Source organism: Zobellia sp. OII3, assembly GCF_002211465.1.
Taxonomy (GTDB): domain Bacteria; phylum Bacteroidota; class Bacteroidia; order Flavobacteriales; family Flavobacteriaceae; genus Zobellia; species Zobellia galactanivorans.
On the sequence record NZ_MWRZ01000005.1, the window covers coordinates 11,971 to 33,453 of the forward strand.

General features: G+C 35.9%; 15 protein-coding genes. 7 read left to right on the top strand and 8 right to left on the bottom strand.

Translation table 11 applies throughout. From position 1 onward, the window contains the following. Positions 1-26 precede the first annotated feature (26 nt). From B4Q04_RS14285 to B4Q04_RS14315, 7 genes are all read right to left on the bottom strand, one after another. On the bottom strand, positions 27-3,197 hold the full coding sequence (locus B4Q04_RS14285; protein WP_088697192.1) for an ABC transporter permease/M1 family aminopeptidase: 3,171 nt from the start codon (positions 3,195-3,197) through the stop codon (positions 27-29). Between the two features lie 12 nt (positions 3,198-3,209). After that, positions 3,210-4,073, bottom strand: a complete 864-nt coding sequence (locus B4Q04_RS14290; RefSeq protein WP_088697193.1) for an ABC transporter ATP-binding protein — start codon at positions 4,071-4,073, stop codon at positions 3,210-3,212. 1 nt (position 4,074) lies between these two features. Beyond that, a complete protein-coding gene (locus tag B4Q04_RS14295; protein ID WP_088697194.1) occupies positions 4,075-5,214 on the bottom strand; it encodes an alpha/beta hydrolase-fold protein in 1,140 nt (379 codons plus the stop codon). A gap of 8 nt (positions 5,215-5,222) precedes the next feature. Then, positions 5,223-6,401 (bottom strand): serine hydrolase domain-containing protein, encoded by a 1,179-nt coding sequence (locus tag B4Q04_RS14300; RefSeq protein ID WP_088697195.1) that lies wholly within the window; start codon positions 6,399-6,401, stop codon positions 5,223-5,225. 18 nt (positions 6,402-6,419) lie between these two features. Next, on the bottom strand, positions 6,420-6,764 hold the full coding sequence (locus B4Q04_RS14305; RefSeq protein WP_088697196.1) for a 5-carboxymethyl-2-hydroxymuconate Delta-isomerase: 345 nt from the start codon (positions 6,762-6,764) through the stop codon (positions 6,420-6,422). Between the two features lie 11 nt (positions 6,765-6,775). Then, positions 6,776-7,855 carry a serine hydrolase domain-containing protein gene (locus B4Q04_RS14310; protein WP_236631027.1) on the bottom strand — a complete coding sequence of 360 codons (1,080 nt, stop codon included), beginning with the start codon at positions 7,853-7,855 and terminating at the stop codon, positions 6,776-6,778. 148 nt (positions 7,856-8,003) lie between these two features. After that, the gene (locus B4Q04_RS14315) at positions 8,004-8,699 is read right to left on the bottom strand and encodes a DUF4386 domain-containing protein (RefSeq protein ID WP_088697198.1); all 696 of its coding nucleotides are present in this window, start codon (positions 8,697-8,699) and stop codon (positions 8,004-8,006) included. A 193-nt stretch (positions 8,700-8,892) separates the two neighbouring features. Between B4Q04_RS14315 and B4Q04_RS14320 the strand changes: the two genes are divergently transcribed. From B4Q04_RS14320 to B4Q04_RS22725, 5 genes are all read left to right on the top strand, one after another. After that, positions 8,893-9,342, top strand: a complete 450-nt coding sequence (locus B4Q04_RS14320; RefSeq protein ID WP_088697199.1) for a DMT family transporter — start codon at positions 8,893-8,895, stop codon at positions 9,340-9,342. Between the two features lie 42 nt (positions 9,343-9,384). Next, positions 9,385-10,014 carry an NAD(P)H-dependent oxidoreductase gene (locus B4Q04_RS14325; RefSeq protein WP_088697200.1) on the top strand — a complete coding sequence of 210 codons (630 nt, stop codon included), beginning with the start codon at positions 9,385-9,387 and terminating at the stop codon, positions 10,012-10,014. A 146-nt stretch (positions 10,015-10,160) separates the two neighbouring features. After that, complete coding sequence (locus B4Q04_RS14330) at positions 10,161-10,634, top strand: VOC family protein (RefSeq protein WP_236631028.1); 474 nt, start codon at positions 10,161-10,163, stop codon at positions 10,632-10,634. Between the two features lie 1,079 nt (positions 10,635-11,713). Continuing rightward, positions 11,714-15,244: an Ig-like domain-containing protein gene (locus tag B4Q04_RS14335; protein WP_088697202.1), complete on the top strand. Its 3,531-nt coding sequence runs from the start codon at positions 11,714-11,716 to the stop codon at positions 15,242-15,244. A gap of 109 nt (positions 15,245-15,353) precedes the next feature. After that, positions 15,354-15,509: a hypothetical protein gene (locus B4Q04_RS22725; protein ID WP_161496074.1), complete on the top strand. Its 156-nt coding sequence runs from the start codon at positions 15,354-15,356 to the stop codon at positions 15,507-15,509. A gap of 475 nt (positions 15,510-15,984) precedes the next feature. Here the strand turns inward: B4Q04_RS22725 and B4Q04_RS14345 are convergent, their stop codons facing one another. Then, a complete protein-coding gene (locus B4Q04_RS14345) occupies positions 15,985-16,587 on the bottom strand; it encodes an RNA polymerase sigma factor (RefSeq protein ID WP_013991845.1) in 603 nt (200 codons plus the stop codon). Positions 16,588-16,698: 111 nt separating this feature from the next. On the opposite strand from B4Q04_RS14345, the gene B4Q04_RS14350 reads away from it, so the two are divergent. Beyond that, the gene (locus B4Q04_RS14350; RefSeq protein ID WP_088697204.1) at positions 16,699-17,862 is read left to right on the top strand and encodes a FecR family protein; all 1,164 of its coding nucleotides are present in this window, start codon (positions 16,699-16,701) and stop codon (positions 17,860-17,862) included. 169 nt (positions 17,863-18,031) lie between these two features. Next, positions 18,032-21,463, top strand: coding sequence for a TonB-dependent receptor (locus tag B4Q04_RS14355; RefSeq protein ID WP_088697205.1), 3,432 nt, complete (start codon positions 18,032-18,034; stop codon positions 21,461-21,463). Positions 21,464-21,483 lie beyond the last annotated feature (20 nt).

A 21,483-nucleotide genomic window follows, 5' to 3' on the forward strand; every position in this document is an offset into this window, starting at 1 on the left:
TAAATTGAATTTTACAGTCTTTAATTTCACATTGTTTTAAACAACTCGTCAATTTTAGATTTAGCGCTTTCATCTGGTGCGACTTTATATAATTCCTCAAGTAAATCTAAGGATGTTGGCTTTTTGGGATATTTATTGTTTTCCAAGAAATTTTTAAGCGCTTGGTTTACTTGTTGCTCCCCTATTAATTCGCTCAATTTTACCATGGCAATTGCGCCTTTAGAATAAGCAATATGTGTATATCCAGGCTTTACTTTATAAAGTGGTTGGTTGTCATACAATCCTTTCTCGTTATCATAAATTTGCTGATGAATCTCTAATCGCTCTTTCATTTTTTCATGACCATGCATTTTCTTATACAACATCATTTCAGTGTACATAGCCAAAGTCTCAGTGAGCATTATAGCACCTTCTCTGTAATCAGGATTTATTTGGCTATTACCCCACCAAAGGTGTGATAATTCGTGTCCTGCCAATTCATTAATGACATCTTGTTTTTTATTACCTTCTAGGTTGGTATGAAATATCATATCTTCCGTCATAAATATTGCAGATGGGTAAGCTGTTGCCGCAAAACCTTTTGTGAATGCCGATATTTCAACAAAACTGATGGTTTTAAAAGGGTATTCACCAAAATTATCAATACAATAATCAAGGGTTATTTTAGCATTTTTGATAAGATGATCTACATTCTCAAAATGATTTTTTGAATAGTAGACATTAATAGTTTTGTCTTTATGTTGAATCGATTTATACTCATATTCAGCAGACGCCAATGCAAATCGAAAAGGTATAGTATCAGCACTATATATAGCGTAATCTCTGTTGTTTTCAGACCATTGCTTTATCAAGTCTCCAGTACCTAAAGCTGTTTGAAATTTTTCTGTAGAAATGGTCATTTCTAAATTGATAAAATCATTTTTGAATACTTGTGGACTTTCTAATGCTTTCAATTCTGAAGCTTTTCCCAAATCAAATTCACTACGCTTCTCTGCATCATCAATTTCTCTATCGATTTGATACCCAAAAGTTGGATAGTAATTACTGATTCTCAGAAAAGAACCGTTATTTACTATGGAATTAAAGGATTGGTGTCCGTTTACTGCAAACCATTTGTAGGATAAACTAAAGCTTAAACTAGCTACTTCGTTAGGCTGTAATGGTTTATCCAAACTAATTTCTGTGACATGTTCTTCAATTTGTGTTTTTTCAAAACTACTTTCAAACAAAGCTGTTTCAATTTCTAAATCCGGATGAAAATTGACTAAAACTTTATGAATAGCTTCATTGGTTTGGTTGCTTAAAACATAATGTCCACTTATTTCATAGGCGTTTTTAGAAGGGTAAAGATGAATATCTGTAGTTACATCTGTAATTGTTGGTTGTGGGATAGCTTCATATTTTCTATAAGACTTTTCATAATTCACCGCTTCTAAAATTGTTTGTTCTTCATTTTTGGGCATATAACCTTTCATGAAAAATATACCGCTAGTAGCACCTACAATTAGTAAAACTAAAACGAGTACGGACGTCTTTTTGTTTAACACTTTCGTCTTTATAAAACTGTTTATCAACCAGATAAACGCTATGAAGCCTAATCCAAACAAGAGGCGTTGCGAGAATGCTGATAAATAAATTCCATAGCCATTAAAATCACTATAAATACCATTATAACCTGAGAATATGTGCAATAATGGGTAAGAAAAAATATATTTTGATAAGGGACTAGCCAAAGCAAAAACGCTCAACGTAGAAACACCCAAACTAACATATCGGTTATTAAGGATATCATTTATTAATAGTAAAAACGCTGAAAATAGAATTAAAGGAATTACATTGAAGATAAAGACACCTAAATAGGCTTTCCAATCAATACTAAAATAGCCATAACTAAATTGAAAAATCAGTGCTTCAATAATGAGAACTATTGTAAAAAAACAGACTAGTACTATTGATGAAATAAAATGACCCTTTAATTTGCTCTTTGAAAAATAAATGCTTTTTTCAATTAATGTGAAATTTGACGTGTGACTTCTCCAATATAAATCATTAACGAAATAGGCTAAAATCAATAATCCAAATAGATGGAAGTTTGATGAAATGGAAGTCGCTAAAAGACCAGATGTTGCATATTTTTCTGGTAGTCGTATACCCTTATCAATATCAGCATACATTTCCATGCCTATATAAAATATGAGTAGCAAGGAAACAGCCGCAATAACAACGCTTTTAAAAAGATAAATTAAGTCTAATTTGGTAAAGGATAATGCCGATTTAAAATCCATTCTACCTCCAAAATTTAACTTTGGGGTCTTTATTGATTTTAAATTCACCACAGCATTAATGGCATTGACTTTTATACTCTTTTTAGATTTATGACTTTGTTTTCTTGAGAATGAGAACCCTCTATAACTAGACCATAAAAAGAATGCAGAAATAAACAGAAAAATCCCTCTGTTTAATAAAAACATATTGGTTAGTGGAACAATACCATCATTTTTTTGAAGTACGGAAAATGATCTCGATTCGAAAAAGTATGCTGATAATCCAAACGGATCCAAGATAGCAGAGATTTGTTGCACTTCTAGCGATTGTGGCATACTCCCAGACATGAACGGTGAGTTAGAAAACACCAATAATACCATGTAAAGAACATAAAGTAACAGTCCACCAATGACTACTACTAATTTTTTATGTGTTGAATAGGCAATAAAAAATAAAAAGCTACAAACAAATAATGCATTGAGTATTCCAAAAACAAGTAATGGATACACATAATACCATAAATTCAAACCCATCTGCATTTCGTCACCAGTTCGTAAATTTTGACCTATGACAAAACCTAAAATTAATAAGCTAAAACTTAAAAATGTTTTCAGGTAAAAAAACCAAAACTTACCAGTTAGGTAGGTCAATTTGGAAAAAGGAAGTGAAAAAATCACCAAATCGAACTTGGCATCCCATTCCTTAAATAAAATTTGATTGGAATATAGAATAGCCAGAAATATAATGGAAAGACTAAACATACCCATCATAAACCCAATCGTATATGGTGAGTTTAGGTATATGCCTTCACCAGCAGTCATATTGAATTTATTTCCGCAAAAAACGCCTAAAAGGAGAATGATTAAAATCATAGGATATAAGGTCCATCTCCTTGTGGTTTGATTTAACTCGTATTGAAATATAGCATTCATGATATATTAATTTTAGGCTAGTGTTTTAAAATACACATGCTCCAGTAAAGGTGTTACGGCATCAAATCCTTCAGGTTTTGTTTCAGAAAAGATGGTAATATTCAGTACACGCTCAATTAATTGCTTGCTAATAATCTGGTATTTTGATTGGTAATCTTCTAGTTCATCATTTTCAATAGCCTTTGACCAAATTTTATGTTCCAGTTCAGAAATAAGTTCTTTAGGTTTGCCTGTTTTTAATATTTGCCCCTTGTTCATAATGGTCATTTCTGAACATAGATTTTTTACATCTTCCACCAAATGTGTAGACAGAATTACAATTACCTCACTACTGATGTCGCTCAACAACATATTGAACCGGTTACGTTCTTCTGGATCCAAGCCTGCTGTTGGTTCATCCACAATAACAATTTTGGGCTTTCCAAGCAAAGCTTGCGCCACCCCAAAACGCTGTTTCATACCTCCTGAAAATGTATGTACTTCTTTATCTCTAAAATCCCATAGATTGACTTTTTCTAATAGATATTGAATTTGAGTTTCGCGTTCTTTTTTATTTTCCAAGCCTTTTAAAACAGCAATATGACTTAATAAATCATAGGCATTCACTTTAGGGTATACTCCAAAATCTTGCGGCAGAAATCCTAAATTCTTTTTGATGTAATCAGGATTGTTAATAATATCAACATCATTAAAATCAATACTCCCAGACGTAGGTTTTTGCAATCCAACAATGGTTTTCATTAGAGATGATTTTCCAGCACCATTAGGCCCTAATAAACCAAACATGCCATTCTTTATTTCTAAAGAAATATTCTGTATTGCTTGGTGACCATTTTTATAGGTGAGTTTGAGATTATTAATTGTTAAAGTGTTCATCTTATTTTTTTTTAATCGTGCTAATTGCTCTTGCTTTCTTTTTTAATAATTTTTCTGAATCCGGATACTTTTTCAGTAAAAGATTGTAAAAGTCAATTGCCTCTTTAAAGTGATTGTGTTTCTCATAAAATGAAGCAAAGTCAGAAACCACATATCCCATGTTACTATACATCAACTCATTAATAAATCCCTTTTTATTTAAAGCGTTTAACAGTGTTTCAAAGTGATAAAAATCGTCTGCACGCATGGCACTTCTGATAATGGTAAATTTAGACCATAGTCCAAGTTCTGGTGAAAAACCATGTCTTTTGGCTCTTTCTTTAGTGTATTGGTAGGCATAGTCAATACCACCAGCATTTATAAACTTTTGAAGGTTATTGACTTCAAATTCTTGATAGTATTTATAATAATTTCGAAGCCCATGATACAGGGTTGGGTAACCTGTTGAACGGTGTTGTTCTATATCAAGTTTTAAGAAAGACCATTGTAATCCTTCTATATTTTTTTGAGTTAGTAATGAGTCTAATTTAACGGCACTGTGTTTTACATCATATTCATCTGGGCTTACAGAAAAGTAGAGGTTTGTTGGTAATGCTGAAACATCGTTTAACTTGTCTATGGCATCCATTATAGGGAAGGCACTTGCCATGATATGGGCATCAAATAATGTTGGGTTAGATAGCATCGTGTTAAACACCAAACTTGCACCATACTCCCAACCAAAAATTAGGTTTTCATTATTCGTTCTAAAGCTTTTATTTAAATATGGGATCAGCTCTGCACTCAAGTATTTTATTAAAGTATCTTTTCCTTCACCTAATTGTTGAAATCGTTTGGGATACTCGGTATGGATACCGACCACAATAAAATCAGGCGTTAATTGAAATTGTTTAAAAGACTGACTCAAGCTAACGGCATAATTAAAAAGTCGTTGCCCATCTAACACATAAAGTACAGGGTAGTGTTCTTTTGAATCTTCATAATTAACAGGAAGATAGATTTGAATCTGCCTTTCTTCATTTAAAACTTTAGATTTAATCAAGTGGTTTGTGCCTACAATATTATGGGCGACGCTGTTTTGAGCATTACCGCAAATAACAGATAGATAGCAAATTATATATACAATGGTTCCTTTTTTCATTGTCGCTATTATTCTAATTGATCACTGTACGTTAAAAGGGCGCGGTATATTTCCCTAACTGATTGCATATCGTTTTCGGTCTCAGATGAATTGACAAAAACGATGATTCCACGTTTATTTTTCTTCATAAAATAGGCATGGGATATAACTCCAGGGTCGTTACCGCTATGCCCTATTTTTTCGTGGTCAATAGTCCAGAACATATTCTTTTTAAAATCATTATCACTAGGGTCTTTTAACATTTTTTCATAGCTAGAAGCTTGTATAACATTTTGTTCTCCACTATACCCCTTGATTACAGCAGACAAAAACTTACTAAAATCCTCAATATTTGTCATAAAACCGCCATCACCATAGGTGATGAACTCATAATTTGGAATGGGGTAACCATACCAATATAATGTTGACATATTTTCTAACGGATTGCTTTTTGAATGCCATCCTGAGTCATCCATTTGCAATGGGTTTAAAATATGCTTTTGAAGAAAATCTGTGTAGCTATCGCCGCTTACAATTTCAATGATATAGGCGGCGATATTAGCGCCCATATTACTGTACTTATAAGAAGTGCCGGGTGAATTGCTTGAAAAGTTTTCAGGAGTGAACCATTTTCCTGCTGTACTGTACTGATTTTTGATAAAGCGTGCTGCAGGAATCATTTTATTGTTGTTAAAACGATGGATGTCTTCTTTCACATTTGGCTGTATATTTTCAGGAAGGTGCTTATAAAAACGAGGTATTTTTTCCTTAAAAACATAGATTCTATTATAATATTCAGAATCCAAAATACTAGAGGTATGGTTGGCCAATTGCCGAATCGTAATGTGCTTATCTTTGAATTTCGGATTGTAAATTTTAAAAGGCAAATACGTATTAACAGCATCGTCAAGCTGCAATAAACCAAGTTCCTGAGCTTTCATTAAAGCCATTCCGAGTAATGTCTTAGAGATAGACGCTATAGGCTGTACAGTAGTAGTTGTATATTGTGTTTTTAGTTCTTTGTTTGAAAACCCAAACCCTTTTGCATAAACAATACTATCTTTATTTACAATAGCCACACCAAAACCAACCAAATTGCTATGGTTTTTTATTTGCTCTAACTCACTGGTAATTAAATCATTTGGGTTTTGTGATACACCGGAAACAACTATTAATAGAAAAACTATTAATACGATAAGATTTTTCATGCTTACTTAATTATGGATTTAAACCATCGATTTATTACAATAGGTAGCTTTCTCGAAATCTCGTATGTTTATAGAAATAATAGGTACTTCAGGAAACATCTCTTTAAGTTCAGTAACTATTCGTTTTGAAAGTTCTGCTTTCTGTTCTGTATTTCGACCTTCCATAATATTCGCAAATACATGGATAAAATGACCACTTGTATTTCCAGTCATATAGTATTGGAATGGATTAATACGAACTTTAATTTCCTCAGGAATGAATAATTCCGTCGATTTAGCCGTATCATATACTTTCTGTATAATCTCTTCCGGAGATTTTAATTGGATGACCTGTTCTGAACAGTCTATTACAAAATGTGGCATATATTTTCGTTTTAGTCTATGTAATGTTCAAGAGTTACTTTTGTGATGTCCCGGGTTACTTGTGTTGGTGAGTTACAATCGCAATTGCTAAAGCCAACCACATAAACATCTAGACTTGGCACATAAACACCCATGGATTTAAAACCAAAGATGCTCCCACCATGCTCTCTTGTTGGTATGCCATCAATATCTTTTAAATGCCAGCCGTACCCATAGTTAATATGTTCACCATTATTTAAGGTATAATTAGTAAACAATTTTTTCTTTGATGCTTCGGTTATTAGGGAATGAGTGTTAATGGCCTCTTGCCATTTCAACATATCATCAACCGTTGACATTAAAGAGCCTGAAGCATAAGGGTTACTTAGACTAACGTGCATTTTGTTTGTAAATTCACCTCGGTTGTGATAGCCGTAGGCTTTATTTTTTACAATATCCCTATCACTGGCGTAACGTGAATCATCCATTCCGATTTTTTGGAAAATTTGTTTACCAATAAAATTCTCGTAAGACTCCCCGGAAACAAGCTCAGTGATATAACCTAAGACTACATATCCTGAGTTGTTATACTCAAACTGTTCTCCAGGTTGAAAATTCTCAGGTTCTTCTTTGAAGAAATCCAACAACTCTTCAGGTGTAAGATCTTTTTTCGCGATGCTCATAATAGACTTCATTTTAGTGAAGTCTTTAATACCTGAAGTGTGGGTCAATAACTGATGGATGGTAATATTATTTCCGTTCGGGTAATCTGGAATATATTTTGAAACTGCATCATTCACATTTAATTTTCCTTGTTCTTCTAACTTCATGATAGCCATAGCTGTAAACTGCTTGGTCATGGATCCTATTTGAAATACGTTTTCGGGTTTCATAGAAACATCTAATTCAATGTTAGCTTGACCAAATGCTTTCCGATAAATAGGCTTTCCATCTTTGGCTACTAGAAACACTGCTCCAGGTTCATCAGAGGCTTTAAATAATGTAGTTAAAACACTATCAATTTGAGTTTCTAAGGATTGTGAATATGTGGCTTGCATCACTAAAATGGCAATGACAAAAGGCATGATATTTTTTAAATAGCTTAATTCCATAATGTTCGTTTTTTGATTGATTATTTACTTGATGTAGTATTAAATCAAACTTAGCCAGTTAAATAGCCAATAATCTTAAGGTATCTTAAGAACCCCCTTGAGTTAAGTTGAGAGTTCTCATTGATTAGGGTAATACCCTTAAATAGGCCTAAAACTTTTGTGGTGTTTCGATTGTAAAAGGTCTTCTTCTAAACCCTTTGATCAACAGCCAAATGGTAAACGAGAACTCACCGATTACCGAAGGCAGCACCACTATACTTTCGAAAATGGATTTATAATCGCTATAATTCGGCATCAAGAGTTTTGCTGTTCCATCTATGATGTAGCCAACGGCTGCAAGTATCAACAGTACCCCTAATGCATTTGGAATAGTGGTGGATTTCAAGATTAAATATCCCAATACAATCAAATGAATTCCAAAAAATATTAATCCGATAGTCCAAAATGTGTCAAAATCTAACAACAACTTCGTTACTAGTTGTTCTAATTTTATAGAGCTAGAGAGGTTACTTGTTAATTGATAAATGTGAAATAATTTTAATAGAGCAACACCAAAAAACAAAGCGTGTAGTAGTCTAAAAAAGGAAGCTAGATAAGATAGATTTTTGCTTATCGGTTTTGTTAAACCGAAAACTGACCAAATCAATACTACATCAAAAAAAAACATGATTACAAACCCAAGTATACCATTTCCGAATTGTGAATGATTATTAATAAAATTTGAAGTCGTAATTGAGGCGTTGTTACCCACTATGAGGCTTTCAAGCACTGAAAAGTTGGCGTAAAAACCAGATAAAAAAATCATCAAATAAGCGATTCCCGATATTTTTGCTAATTGTTTCATAATTGCACCTATTATTTTTGCACAAAATTATTGGTCCACAAAACAGATTTCATTGACTTTAGTTAAGAAATCATTTGTGTGTATTATTCTGATAACCAGATACAAAACTACCTCGAACTCTTAAATTGTTTCTTAAACTACCTTAAGTTTTCTAAGAAATCTTCTCGATATTTTTGTGCAATTATTTAGAGATATGAATCAAAACATCAATACCATATTGGCCATCATAGGGGGTGTATTTTTGGCCATGCAAGGTGGCTTTAATGCACAGCTTGGGGTTCAACTTAGAAATCCATTAATGGCGTCTTTAGTGGCCTTCTTTTTTAGTATGGTATTCGCTTTACTGATGTTGCTATTAAGCCTTAAAGGCTTACCGAAGGCATCGATATTAATGGGTATACCTAAATATTTGTGGTTTACAGGGGCACTTTTTAGTGTTTTTGGAATTTGTCTGTACTACTACACCATTCCAAAACTGGGAATGTCAACAATGATATCACTGGGTTTGTTTGGTCAACTTCTATTTTCGGCAATTGCAGGACACTTTGGATGGTTTGGAATGCCACAAGAACCTATGGAATTTAAAAGGATCCTTGGAATAGTGGCAATGTTTATTGGAATACTCCTGATCAAAGAAAATTGAGCTATAAGGTGATTATAAAATACGAATCTTAAAACCAGTATTATGAGACTATTAGAAAATCTAAAATGGCGTTATGCTACTAAAAAATTTAACCCATCAAAAAAAATAAGTGATATTGACCTTGAAAGGCTAAAGGAAGCCATACAATTATCGGTTTCATCATATGGCCTGCAATTATATAAGGTACTGGTCATTGAAAACCAGGAATTAAGAGCACAGCTTAAAAAGGCTTCATGGGATCAGTCGCAAATTACAGATGCGTCACACTTATTTGTTTTCTGTAATTATACAGATAGAAGTGAAAAACATATTGATGATTATATTCAAACCACTGCAAAGACCCAAGGCACTTCTTTGGATAAACTTTCTGCCTATAGTGAATTTATCAAAGGGAGTTTATCTCAAAAAACTTATTCGGAATGGATAAGTTGGTCGGAAAAACAAACCTATCTGGCATTGTCAAACCTTTTGATGGCCTGTGCGGAGTTGAAAATTGATGCATGTCCCATGGAAGGATTTGAATCGGACAAGTATAATGAAATTTTAGGGTTAAAAGAAAAAGGTCTGAATGCAGCTGTGATTGCCCCAGTTGGCTTTCGATCAGAAGAAGATCATACTCAATTCAGGAAAAAAGTTAGAAAGCCTAAAGAGCTACTTTTTCAATCTTTATAAACAATCTTTGTCTTTCAAAGAACCGGGTTAAAAAAATCAATTTCCATTTTATTGGAGTGGGAAATACAAATTAGGGTTGGGAATCTTTAGCCTTATGGCTTTTGAAAAATCTGAATTATAATATTGAATCTATTAAATCTTGCAAAGTGAAATTATCAAAAATACATAGTGTCATTATTTTTCTCTGCCTTCTCATTACTATCTTTAGTTTTATGAAAAATTCTCAAGGCAGAAATGCATCGCTTCGTTTGGAGCTATTCAGTTCTAATGTAGAACGATCAGTTAACTTTTATAGTAAAATTCTAAATTTTTCTATAGAAGGAGATTCAATTAATCAATCCTATCAGCAAGTGATAAATGGTGCTGTGATTTTGGGAATAGGACCTGAAGCTAAGTTGCCGGGAGACCATTTTTTAAAATTAAAAGACGGTGACTCACGCCGTGGCATCGGTGTAGAAATTGTACTGGAAGTTGATGATGTATTGTCCGTTTATCAGCGAGTAAAGCGAAGCGGATACCCAATACATGCAGAGATTAATGATAGACCTTGGGGGCTTACCGATTTTCGATTGATTGACCCCGATGGTTATTACATTAGGATAACTTCTAGAAAGGATTGATTTATTGTAGTCCCATTAGAATACGCAGTATTAGTTAGAAAGTTCAAATGAATGTAAGGCTGCTTTGATGTTAATTAATAAAATATGTTGGCGCTAAGTGGAATCTTTAATTAGGCAATTAATATCTTTAAACTATCAGAAAGTAAGTCATCTTACTTTAAGTTCATTTAATTTATCGTCAACAAATCGGTCAACAGTTAAGTTTATATAATTATAACTTATTGATATGTAATTGATTATGGGGTAAGGTTGTAATCCTGCCACCCCGACCAAGAAAATCCGATCACGAAAGTGATCGGATTTTTTGTTTTTAAGGGTGTAGTACCAACGGCACTTAAACCGGAAAAAAAATATGGACAGGCGATAGCCTGTGTCGGATTGTCTTGAGCACCGACCCTCTTTCAGGTTCAGCGCAGCTATTCCTGCCGGCCCGACAAATAGGGTGTTAATTTTTTTAAAATACGCAAATAAATGAAAACCGGCAAAATACACTTTTGCTGGTTTTTTTTGTGCCCGTTTGGCGGCAGATTCGAGTTCGATTGTCCATATCTAAGTTCTAAACCAAAATTAGTTTTTATTGCCGTTCCATTTTATAAAGCAATGTATTGTGGACGGCCCATTGCTTTGCAGTCAATATTACTGGTATTTTTTTGTTTAAAAGTATAATATCTCGTACAGGGTAGTAAAGAAGGATTAACTAAAAGGGTATTGCCAAACCTGCAATTTACTTGTTTAGTTGTGGTATGTGTTAACTAAAAAGGGAAGGACTATGGACTTTCTTAATAATTACATTTCAGGTTGATTTGTGCATGATTGACTTTAGTCGAACTAAAGTTGCCCTTTGCGTCGAAAAATACTTTATGTAGCAATAATGCTACAATTTTTCTGTTTTAACTATCTCTTTTATAATCGAGTTTACTTTAAATATTTTTGATGCTCAAGGCGCTATGCTTTTTCGTAAAAGTTAATTACTTCACCTTTAAGTTATCTATATTTAGACCTAACTAACGACGTAAATTTTTAAACAAGAGTCTATAAGCTTATTTTTTTTCTTTTAGATATTTGATTTTCAATTCAGTATGGTCAAGAGTTATAGATTTTTGGTGTATTTTTTTATGATGTTGGCCATCCTTATCGCGTGTACAAAGGAGGTTAATCTTGTAACTGAAGTAGAGTTCGATCTATTGGGGGACAATACGGAGGAAGGATATGTTAAAGAATCTCTTGCAACGGTATTAACTATATCTCCAGAGGAAATTTTGGAAGAAATTACCTATGGTTTTAAGTATACGGTAGAGGAAGGCGAAGGCTTTTTTGAGGATGATAACGGAGAACCCTTGGCACCGGGAGAAATGTATCTTTTTGAAGGGCTGTCCCAAAACCTGCATTATATAGGTTCTGAAGCCGGAGAGCATAAGGTTCTCTTTCAAGCAGAGGATTCATATGGTTTTGCCAAGGAACTTGAACTAGTATATACTCTTGAAAATGTGCCTGCAACATGGACGGCCACCGCTGCCGATGAGGAACTTCTTGTGGGAGACGAAACTACTATTACGGTTACCCTTGGTGATGAAGGGGCCGGGTATGCCTCATACGAACGTAATTATAAGATTACCGTTGGATCGGGGGAATGGACTAAGGAAGACGGTACGGGACTGGAAACTGACACCTTTGTTCAAATCGTTCCTGGCACTTACCAATATAATTTTATAGCACAAGAACTAGGCACGGTAGTTCTCACGTTTGATCTTCAGGATGGCAACGGACAGAAAATTACAACAGAGGTAGCGCTTGAAGTAGTGGAGGAACTCTCATCGGGAGAGAATAACATTCTAAGTTTCTCACTATCGGAACAGATTGGTACGGCTATAATCGATTCTGAAAACCACACAATATCTGTAACAGTTCCGGAAGGAAGTGAACGGAATATTGCACCATCGGTACTGACAGTGTCGGAGGGAGCTACAGTCTCACCAGGAGCTGAAGAGCAGCAAGATTTCATGAACCAGGTGGTCTATACGGTTACGGCAGAGAACGGTGATGAAAAAGAGTGGACAGTAACGGTAATGGAGCAAGCTATTGCTATTGAAATAACTTCGTTTAGTATTAATGGAGTAGAAGGGAGTATAACGGACACGGAAATCCTCCTAGAATTGCCATCTGGTACAGATGTTACGGCATTGATTCCTACGATAGGGATTGTTGGTGAATCTGTGAACCCAATGTCCGGAGTGGAACAGGATTTTAGCAATCCAATTACATATACGGTCATGGAAGGTAGTATGACTAAAGCGTATACGGTTACGGTCACTACGGTTGCCAACCAACCACCTACGGCCAGTGATGTTACGGTTAACGTTATTACAAATTCCGCTAACAACAGTATAGACATGGAACCCCATATTGGCGATCCAGAAAACGACAATATTACCGTAGGTATAGGAAGCGGCCCTACAAACGGCAATGCGACCATCTCCGGGACGATTATCAGTTATACCCCGAACAATGGTTTTTCCGGTGGGGATGAAATCATCTACACGGTCAATGACGGGAACAACCCTACAGAAAGCGGAACGCTAAGCGTACAGGTCAATGGGGTTGCGAACGAACCGCCTACGGCCAACGATTTTACGTTTACGGTAGATGCCAACTCCAGCAATAACGCTATTGAACTGTCCGGTGAAATCAATGATCCGGAAAACGACAATCTTACCGTAGGTATAGGAAGTGGCCCTACAAACGGCAATGCGACCATCTCTGGGACGATTATCAGTTATACCCCGAACAATGGTTTTTCCGGTGGGGATGAAATCATCTACACGGTCAATGACGGGAACAACCCTGCAGAAAGCGGAACGCTAAGCGTACAGGTCAATGGGGTTGCGAACGAACCGCCTACGGCCAACGATTTTACGTTTATGGTAGATGCCAACTCCAGCAATAACGCTATTGAACTGTCCGGTGAAATCAATGATCCGGAAAACGACAACCTTACCGTAGGTATAGGAAGTGGCCCTACAAACGGCAATGCGACCATCTCCGGGACGATTATCAGTTATACCCCGAACAATGGTTTTTCCGGTGGGGATGAAATCATCTACACGGTCAATGACGGGAACAACCCTGCAGTAAGCGGAACGCTAAGCGTACAGGTCAATGGGGTTGCGAACGAACCGCCTACGGCCAACGATTTTACGTTTATGGTAGATGCCAACTCCGGCAATAACGCTATTGAACTGTCCGGTGAAATCAATGATCCGGAAAATGACAATCTTACCGTGGCCATAGGAAGCGGCCCTTTTAATGGCAGTGCAACCATCTCCGGGACGATTATCAGCTATACCCCGAACAATGGTTTTTCAGGTAATGATGGTATCACCTACACGGTCAATGATGGAAACAACCCTGCAGTGAGTGGAACACTAACGGTAGAGGTAAATGGAGTGCCAAACGAACCGCCTACGGCCAACGATTTTACGTTTACAGTAGCTGGTAACTCCAGCAATAACGCTATTGAACTATCCGGTGAAATCAATGATCCGGAAAATGACAATCTTACCGTGGCCATAGGAAGTGGCCCTACAAACGGCAATGCGACCATCTCTGGGACGATTATCAGTTATACCCCGAACAATGGTTTTTCAGGTAATGATGGTATCACCTACACGGTCAATGATGGAAACAACCCTGCAGTGAGTGGAACACTAACGGTAGAGGTAAATGGAGTGCCAAACGAACCGCCTACGGCCAACGATTTTACGTTTACAGTAGCTGGTAACTCCAGCAATAACGCTATTGAACTGTCCGGTGAAATCAATGATCCGGAAAACGACAATCTTACCGTAGGTATAGGAGGCGGCCCTACAAACGGCAATGCGACCATCTCCGGGACGATTATCAGCTATACCCCGAACAATGGTTTTTCCGGCGAGGATGAAATCACCTATACGGTCAATGACGGAAACAACCCTGCAGTAAGCGGAACCCTAACGGTCACCGTTACGAATATTGCTCCGGAAGCGGTAGCTTCGGGCCCTAGTAGTGCTGCGCCTAATTCTGTGGTATTATTTACGGGCAGTGGCTCTTCAGACCCTAACGGAGACACTTTAACCTATTTATGGGATTTTGGTGATGGCAATACTTCAAGTCAAATGAATCCATCCCATACCTATACAAGTTCAGGGGATTATAATGTAGAACTAACGGTTAACGATGGTAATGGGGGAAGTGATTCAGTGATAATTAGCATAACAATAGAAACCCCAACGACATTTGATCCTCTAACGGGTAGGTATACTGCCCCAGCAGGTACTTCAATTAATGTGAATCTTGAATCGTATGGTACAGGCAAAGGTGGTGCCACATTAAGTGCACATACAGGCAGTAATCAGACGGGAACCTCTCTTCTTACTTTACAAACTTCATGGAACGAATCATCTAGTTCAACATTTTTTGATGATGACAATGGTAGTTTTATAATGCCTTCTAGCGGAGAGGTTTATTTTTATGGAAGACATACTTCTATTATTCCTATAGCGGATAGCTTTGTTGCTATAAATGATGGATCATCAACGAAATCACATAATTTGAGCAATACTCCAATACAGTAGTATGTATTTTTTTTAGAATAAAAACAGCAAAACTATAAAGTACTTCCCTTTTGAAAATAGGATTTTAGACGGATTTTTCATGAGTGGTTTGATACTGAAAACTAGTGCAATGCTAGCGCAACCGGACTCCATTAACAACAATGAGAGAGTCATCCCAATGCTCACCAGCTTGAAAATAGGCATCCATATGATTCAGGCCGACAATTTTATCAAAACCGATTATATTTTCTACTTGTGCCAGTACAGAGCATTCTCCAATAAGTAGGACAGCTTTAATACAAATCTCGGTTAATTTATGCTACTTTTTTAAACATGTCTATCGGTCTATGACAAGCTATGGATTCATGTCTTTTTTCCTTGTTGTAATGTTCAAAATACCCCGTTAGGAGTAGGAACGGTACCAGTCCATCACTTTGGTGGGTTCAGATATATCTTATATTGCCTCTTCCTTTTGGAGGTATGCCTTCCGGGCAATACGGCCCGCAGGCCCATAACATGGTAATATAGCCGCTTTATTCTGTTCTTGCTTACTTTGTATCCCTTTGTCATGGGTAAGTCATACATGGATCTATAATAGTATGACCAATGAGATTTAAAGCATTATTATATACCCTACCTTATCTTTATGGGACAGCAACAGCAGATAACCATCTGGCTATCAAATGAATTTCACTCTACTTAAATAATTAACAAGTTTAACAAGGTTGAAACAAAGTGGTTTTTAATAAAAAACCACCTATTTAGGTGCTTTCCGTATTTCTTTGGACCATGCCAAAAACCAACATTAAAATTGTCTCATACTTTTCCCCCATCTTATCTCTTAAAATACGGAAAGCTTTCGTTATTTGGTTCTCGACAGTTTTCTTAGAAAGGTTCAGGCATTGAGATATCTCAATATTGGTAAGTCCTTCTTTTTTACTCATTAGAAAAATTTGTTTACATTTTGGGGGCAACTCTTGAATTGCAGCGAAAAGGACATTCAATACCTTTTGTTCCTGGACCTCGTCTTTTTCTTCAACAGCAAGTTCTAAAGCTGTCAAGTATTTTTTCTCTAAAGCCATAACGGCTTTACCTTTTCGATATTCATCAATGAATTTATTATGAACAGATTTATACAGGTAACTATCCAAAGAAAGTTCATGGTTTAGTTTTTTCCGTTTTTCCCAAATCTGGACAAATACATTTTGCACTATATCTTCTGCCAGCAAATCATCACGCATAAGACTGTTGGCATAAGCACATAATCGGTTGTGGTAGTTCTCTACCAGGTAAACATATGCCTCTTCGTTCCCTTTTTTTAAACCCTCAATCAATAATGATTGATCATTAAAATGTCTTTTCATATGGTGGTTTGGTTGTTGTTGGTCTATGGATTATAACAAATATTAAAAAAAAATGTGAAAAAAGTAGGGGTATCGTAATTTGAGTTCGTATTAATGTGAATTGTATAATGAATGAAACCGAAAAAACTACATAGACTGATTGTCAAATATATTACAGCTGCAATTTCGAAATCGGAATTGGATGAATTGGAAATTGAACTCAAACAACCTTCCAATATTCAACTTTTTAATGAATATGTAAAACTAAATTATAGAATTGACAGTAAAATGAAAATCTACGATACGGAGAAATCAAAACGTCTTTTACTGGATAAGATAAGGGAAGATAAAAGGAAGCCCAAAAAAATCAAACTGAATAATTACCTCAAGTATGCTGCACTTATTGTGTTATCTATGACTATTGGATACTTGGTAAAAGAAGTAGCTTTTGAAAAACCGAAGGAGGCCGAATTTACTCCAACGGAGAACTTTATAACTCTAGAACGAGAAGATGGAAATATACAAGTTATTTCAGAAGATGGCTCTACTGAGATATTGGATACCAAAGGAAATGTAGTCGGCTCTCAAGTAGGTAATCAATTAGTGTATAAAGATAACAATGAGTCTGAAACGAGTGAACCGGTTTATAACACGTTACATGTGCCTTATGGAAAACGGTTTGAGCTTAAATTGGAGGATGGTTCCATAGCATACTTGAACTCGGGGTCATCCTTAAAATATCCAGTAAGATTCCAAAAAGGAATGGACCGAAAAATTTATTTGACGGGAGAAGCTTTTTTAGAGGTAGCAAAGGATAAGGAAAGACCATTTATTGTCAATGCATCTGATTTGAACGTTAAGGTGTATGGCACAAAGTTCAATGTGTCAGCCTATCCTGAAGACAGCATGAAACAAGTTGTTTTGGTCGAAGGGTCAGTAGGTATGTATTCAAAAATAAAAAGTTCTGATGTAATTAAAGAAACAGTATTAACACCAGGAACCTTAGGGAGTTACGACAATGCTCTTGGTGATGTATCTACTCAACCGGTTGTAACAAGTATTTATACATCTTGGGTTCAGGGAGTTTTGGTGTTTAGGAATATAAGTTTTGAAGATATTCTCAAAAAGCTAGAACGGCACTACGATGTTAAAATAATAAACCAAAATTCAAAAATGGCATCGGAAACATTCAATGCTAGTTTCGGTGATATGCCAATCGAAAAAATACTAGAGTATTTCAAGAGTCAATATGATATAGATTACATCATTAATAAAGAAACAATAATTGTAAAATGAAAAAATTAACCGTTTAAAATCCCAGCCAATGAAGAACTAGATTAACCAATTATTCACTTTTTTGTTTATTTCTCAACTGGGCAAAAAAAATCGGAAAATGTGTCACCATTTCCCGATTGGTAGAAGTGATTAGCCAATTTGTATAACCACAATCAAACATTATAAAAGTATGAAAAAATTTCTTGATCAAACAAGAAGGGGACTCCCATTGCTTAAACTCAATTTGAAGATGAAAATTAGTATGTTGTTTATGTTTTTGGTCCTGTTTACCATGCAGGCCAAAACATCATATTCGCAGGGGACAAAGATTACACTAGATTTGAGCAATGTCACTGTTATAAGGCTTATTGATGAAATTGAAAGCCAAACCGAATTTCATTTTGTGTATCAAATCAAAGATGTTGATTTGAATAGAATAATAAGTGTAAAAGCGAAGCAAGAAACGGTACCACAGATTCTAACTAGAATTTTCGCAAAAACAAGAACTACTCATCGGGTAGTAGATAAACAAATATTTCTTAAGCAACGTGCATTATCTAATAATGTCCAAAACAGTAATATTTCTATTATTGAGGCGGAGATTCAAGAAGTAGTGTCCGGAACGGTTACGGATACTAACGGTCAACCATTACCAGGTGCAAACATTGTCGAAAAAGGAACAACTAATGGTGTTACCGCAGATTTTGACGGTAATTTTTCGCTTGAAGTTGGCCAAGATGCAATAATAGTGGTGAGCTATATTGGATTTGCGGCTAAAGAAATTCCTGTAAATGGACAAACTACTGTGAATGTTTCATTGGAGGAGAGTGCGGCTGGTTTAGAGGAAGTTGTAGTAATTGGTTATGGTACAACCAAAAAGCGAGACTTGACCGGGTCTGTAGCTTCGGTTAAAGGATCGGATATAGAGGGTTTTGCAGGAAGTCGAGCCATAGAGTCTTTGCAGGGAAAAGCTGCGGGAATAAACATTGTCAAGGCTTCTGGAACTCCTGGTGATGGTGTTAAAGTCCGTATTAGGGGTATAGGTACAATTAATAATTCTAATCCATTATATGTAATTGACGGAGTTCCGGCCGATAATATGGATAATGTGGATGTAAACGACATTGAAAACATTGAAATATTGAAGGATGCGTCAGCAACTGCAATTTATGGTTCTAGAGGGGCTAATGGTGTAGTTATGGTCAGTACGAAGTCTGGTGATAAAGCTACAAAGCCTATTTTTTCCTTTAACCAGTATTATAGTATAGACACAATTGATCAATATGATTTAACTGCTGGTTATGAGTTTGCCGAGCTTTACAAAGAAGCTATGGAAAATGATGGAACCCCTTTTACGGGTAATAAATTAGAGCTTTTAGATGATGCAATAGCCAATAGAACTGTTGGTACTAACTGGCAGGATGAAATCTTTCAGACAGGGAGCCAAGAAAATTATCAGTTTTCCGTAACAGGAGGAATGCAAGGAAAAGAAAATCGAAAAATTGACTACTATATTTCTACGTCATACAATGAAGTAGATGGTACAGTAAAAAATACATCGTTTAATCGTTTAAATTTAATTGGAAAATTGAATCTTAAGTTCAATGATTTTGTAAGAGCTGGAATTGATTTAAGATATACTTCAGAAGAAAGAAGTGGGCAAAGAGGGCAACAGGATTTTTGGGGATCTCCTATCTCTCAAGCCTTGACTGCGCATCCTTTAATGCCTGTATATATGGAAGATGGTAGTTGGGGAGATATGTGGTTCAATGAACAACAAAGTAATCCTGCAGCGAAAGCTGATTTCGATAAAACCCAAAATTTGATCAATGCTAACTTTAACCCACGAGCATGGTTAGAACTCGGGATTTTTAAAAGCTTAAAATTTAAAACGATTTTTAGCTACTCAAACAGTTTTAGTAAAAGAAAAGATTACCTACCCTCTTATAGAGTAAACTCGGTTCAAGTAAATGAAAATAGTACTTTAACGCAGGCCAGAACTAACTCTCAGTCCTGGTACTGGAATAATGTACTAACGTTCAATAAAAGTATTGCTGAAAAACATGACCTGACATTAACATTAGGTCATGAGGCTCAGGGAAGTAAAAATGATGGTATTTCAATCACTGCCACGGCCGGTGTTCCTGAAGATGAAGCTTTGCGTTACATTAACCGTGGTACCGAATTCGGAAATCCATTGTCTACGGTTGGGCAGTCAGGATTGGAATCTTACTTTGGAAGGTTAAATTATGTATTTAACGATAAGTACATACTTACAGCAACCGTTAGAACGGACGGCTCCTATAAATTTGCGCCCGGTAACAAATGGGGAACTTTTCCATCGTTAGGTTTTGCTTGGAGACTTTCAGATGAAGGATTTATTGAAAACCTCAATCTATTTTCCAACCTAAAATTTCGTGCCGGATGGGGCCGAGTAGGTAACCAGTCCAGTGCTGCGGCATACACTTATCTTTCTACAGTTAATAGGGACAATATGTATTATTCTATTGACGGAACAAATGCCATTCAAGGTGGTATACCAACTGCAACCGTAAATCCAGAGTTGAAATGGGAAACAGTGGAGAGTACCAATTTTGGTTTAGACTTTAGTTTTTTGCAAGGTAAGTTGGGATTCACGGCAGACTATTTCCTTAAAGAAACAAGGGATATGATTGTACAGGTACCAACGCCGCAATACACCAGTAATACAGATCCATTTCAAAATGTCGGAAAAATGGAAAATGAAGGATATGAGTTTTCAACATCATATACTAGTAGCATTGGAGACCTTAATTTTAATATTGGCGCAAACATCTCATTCTTATCGAATGAAATAACCGATTTAGGTACTAAAGATTTTATTCAAGGCGGTAGGACCAATAATAAAATAAGCCCTGAGTATATCACAAGGACCGAAGTAGGTGAGGAGTTTGCCTATTTTATAGGTTATGAAGGAGATGGTATATATACCTCTCAAAATCAAATAGATAATAGCGGTTTAAACAATACTGAAAATATTACAATTGGTGATGCTCGCTTTGTGGACAAAAACAATGATGGGGAACTAAATGAAGAAGATTATATTAAATTAGGTAGTGCTATTCCAGATTATACATGGGGTTTTAATGCCGGGTTAAATTACAGGAGTATAGATTTTGGATTTACCCTCATTGGAGTAGAGGGAGTAGAGACTGTTAACGCATTACGTCCTCACCTATTATCAGGGGAAGGGTTTCGAAATCTATTACCTTCAAGATTAAATAGATACCATCCGGTAAACAACCCCAATGGAACGGAACCTAGAATGACGGTACAAGATCCAAATGAAAATTTTTCAAGAATGAGCGATCGTTATGTAGAAGATGGGTCTTTTCTAAAAGTAAGAACTATTCAGCTGGGTTATACTTTGCCCCTCGAAATAATCGAAAAAATCCACCTGAGTAAGTTTAGGGTCTATGTAAGTGCTCAGAATATGTTCACTATTACTAATTACTCTGGATTTGATCCGGAAATAGCAGAACTGACAACAAACAACAGCAACTCTTCGCTCGCATCAGGTATAGATCTTGGTAATTATCCAATTCCTAAGTCCCTGATTTTGGGAGTAAATCTATCTTTCTAAGACAATTTTTGTCAATTCAA

Excerpts from the sequence above, each read along its gene's own strand:
- B4Q04_RS14290 (WP_088697193.1), bottom strand. The coding sequence starts at position 4,073 with ATGAACACTTTAACAATTAATAATCTCAAACTCACCTATAAAAATGGT.
- B4Q04_RS14285 (WP_088697192.1), bottom strand. The coding sequence starts at position 3,197 with ATGAATGCTATATTTCAATACGAGTTAAATCAAACCACAAGGAGATGG.
- B4Q04_RS22725 (WP_161496074.1), top strand. The coding sequence starts at position 15,354 with ATGCTAGCGCAACCGGACTCCATTAACAACAATGAGAGAGTCATCCCA.
- B4Q04_RS14295 (WP_088697194.1), bottom strand. The coding sequence starts at position 5,214 with ATGAAAAAAGGAACCATTGTATATATAATTTGCTATCTATCTGTTATT.
- B4Q04_RS14320 (WP_088697199.1), top strand. The coding sequence starts at position 8,893 with ATGAATCAAAACATCAATACCATATTGGCCATCATAGGGGGTGTATTT.
- B4Q04_RS14345 (WP_013991845.1), bottom strand. The coding sequence starts at position 16,587 with ATGAAAAGACATTTTAATGATCAATCATTATTGATTGAGGGTTTAAAA.
- B4Q04_RS14350 (WP_088697204.1), top strand. The coding sequence starts at position 16,699 with ATGAAACCGAAAAAACTACATAGACTGATTGTCAAATATATTACAGCT.
- B4Q04_RS14335 (WP_088697202.1), top strand. The coding sequence starts at position 11,714 with ATGGTCAAGAGTTATAGATTTTTGGTGTATTTTTTTATGATGTTGGCC.
- B4Q04_RS14300 (WP_088697195.1), bottom strand. The coding sequence starts at position 6,401 with ATGAAAAATCTTATCGTATTAATAGTTTTTCTATTAATAGTTGTTTCC.
- B4Q04_RS14315 (WP_088697198.1), bottom strand. The coding sequence starts at position 8,699 with ATGAAACAATTAGCAAAAATATCGGGAATCGCTTATTTGATGATTTTT.
- B4Q04_RS14305 (WP_088697196.1), bottom strand. The coding sequence starts at position 6,764 with ATGCCACATTTTGTAATAGACTGTTCAGAACAGGTCATCCAATTAAAA.
- B4Q04_RS14310 (WP_236631027.1), bottom strand. The coding sequence starts at position 7,855 with ATGGAATTAAGCTATTTAAAAAATATCATGCCTTTTGTCATTGCCATT.
- B4Q04_RS14325 (WP_088697200.1), top strand. The coding sequence starts at position 9,385 with ATGAGACTATTAGAAAATCTAAAATGGCGTTATGCTACTAAAAAATTT.
- B4Q04_RS14355 (WP_088697205.1), top strand. The coding sequence starts at position 18,032 with ATGAAAAAATTTCTTGATCAAACAAGAAGGGGACTCCCATTGCTTAAA.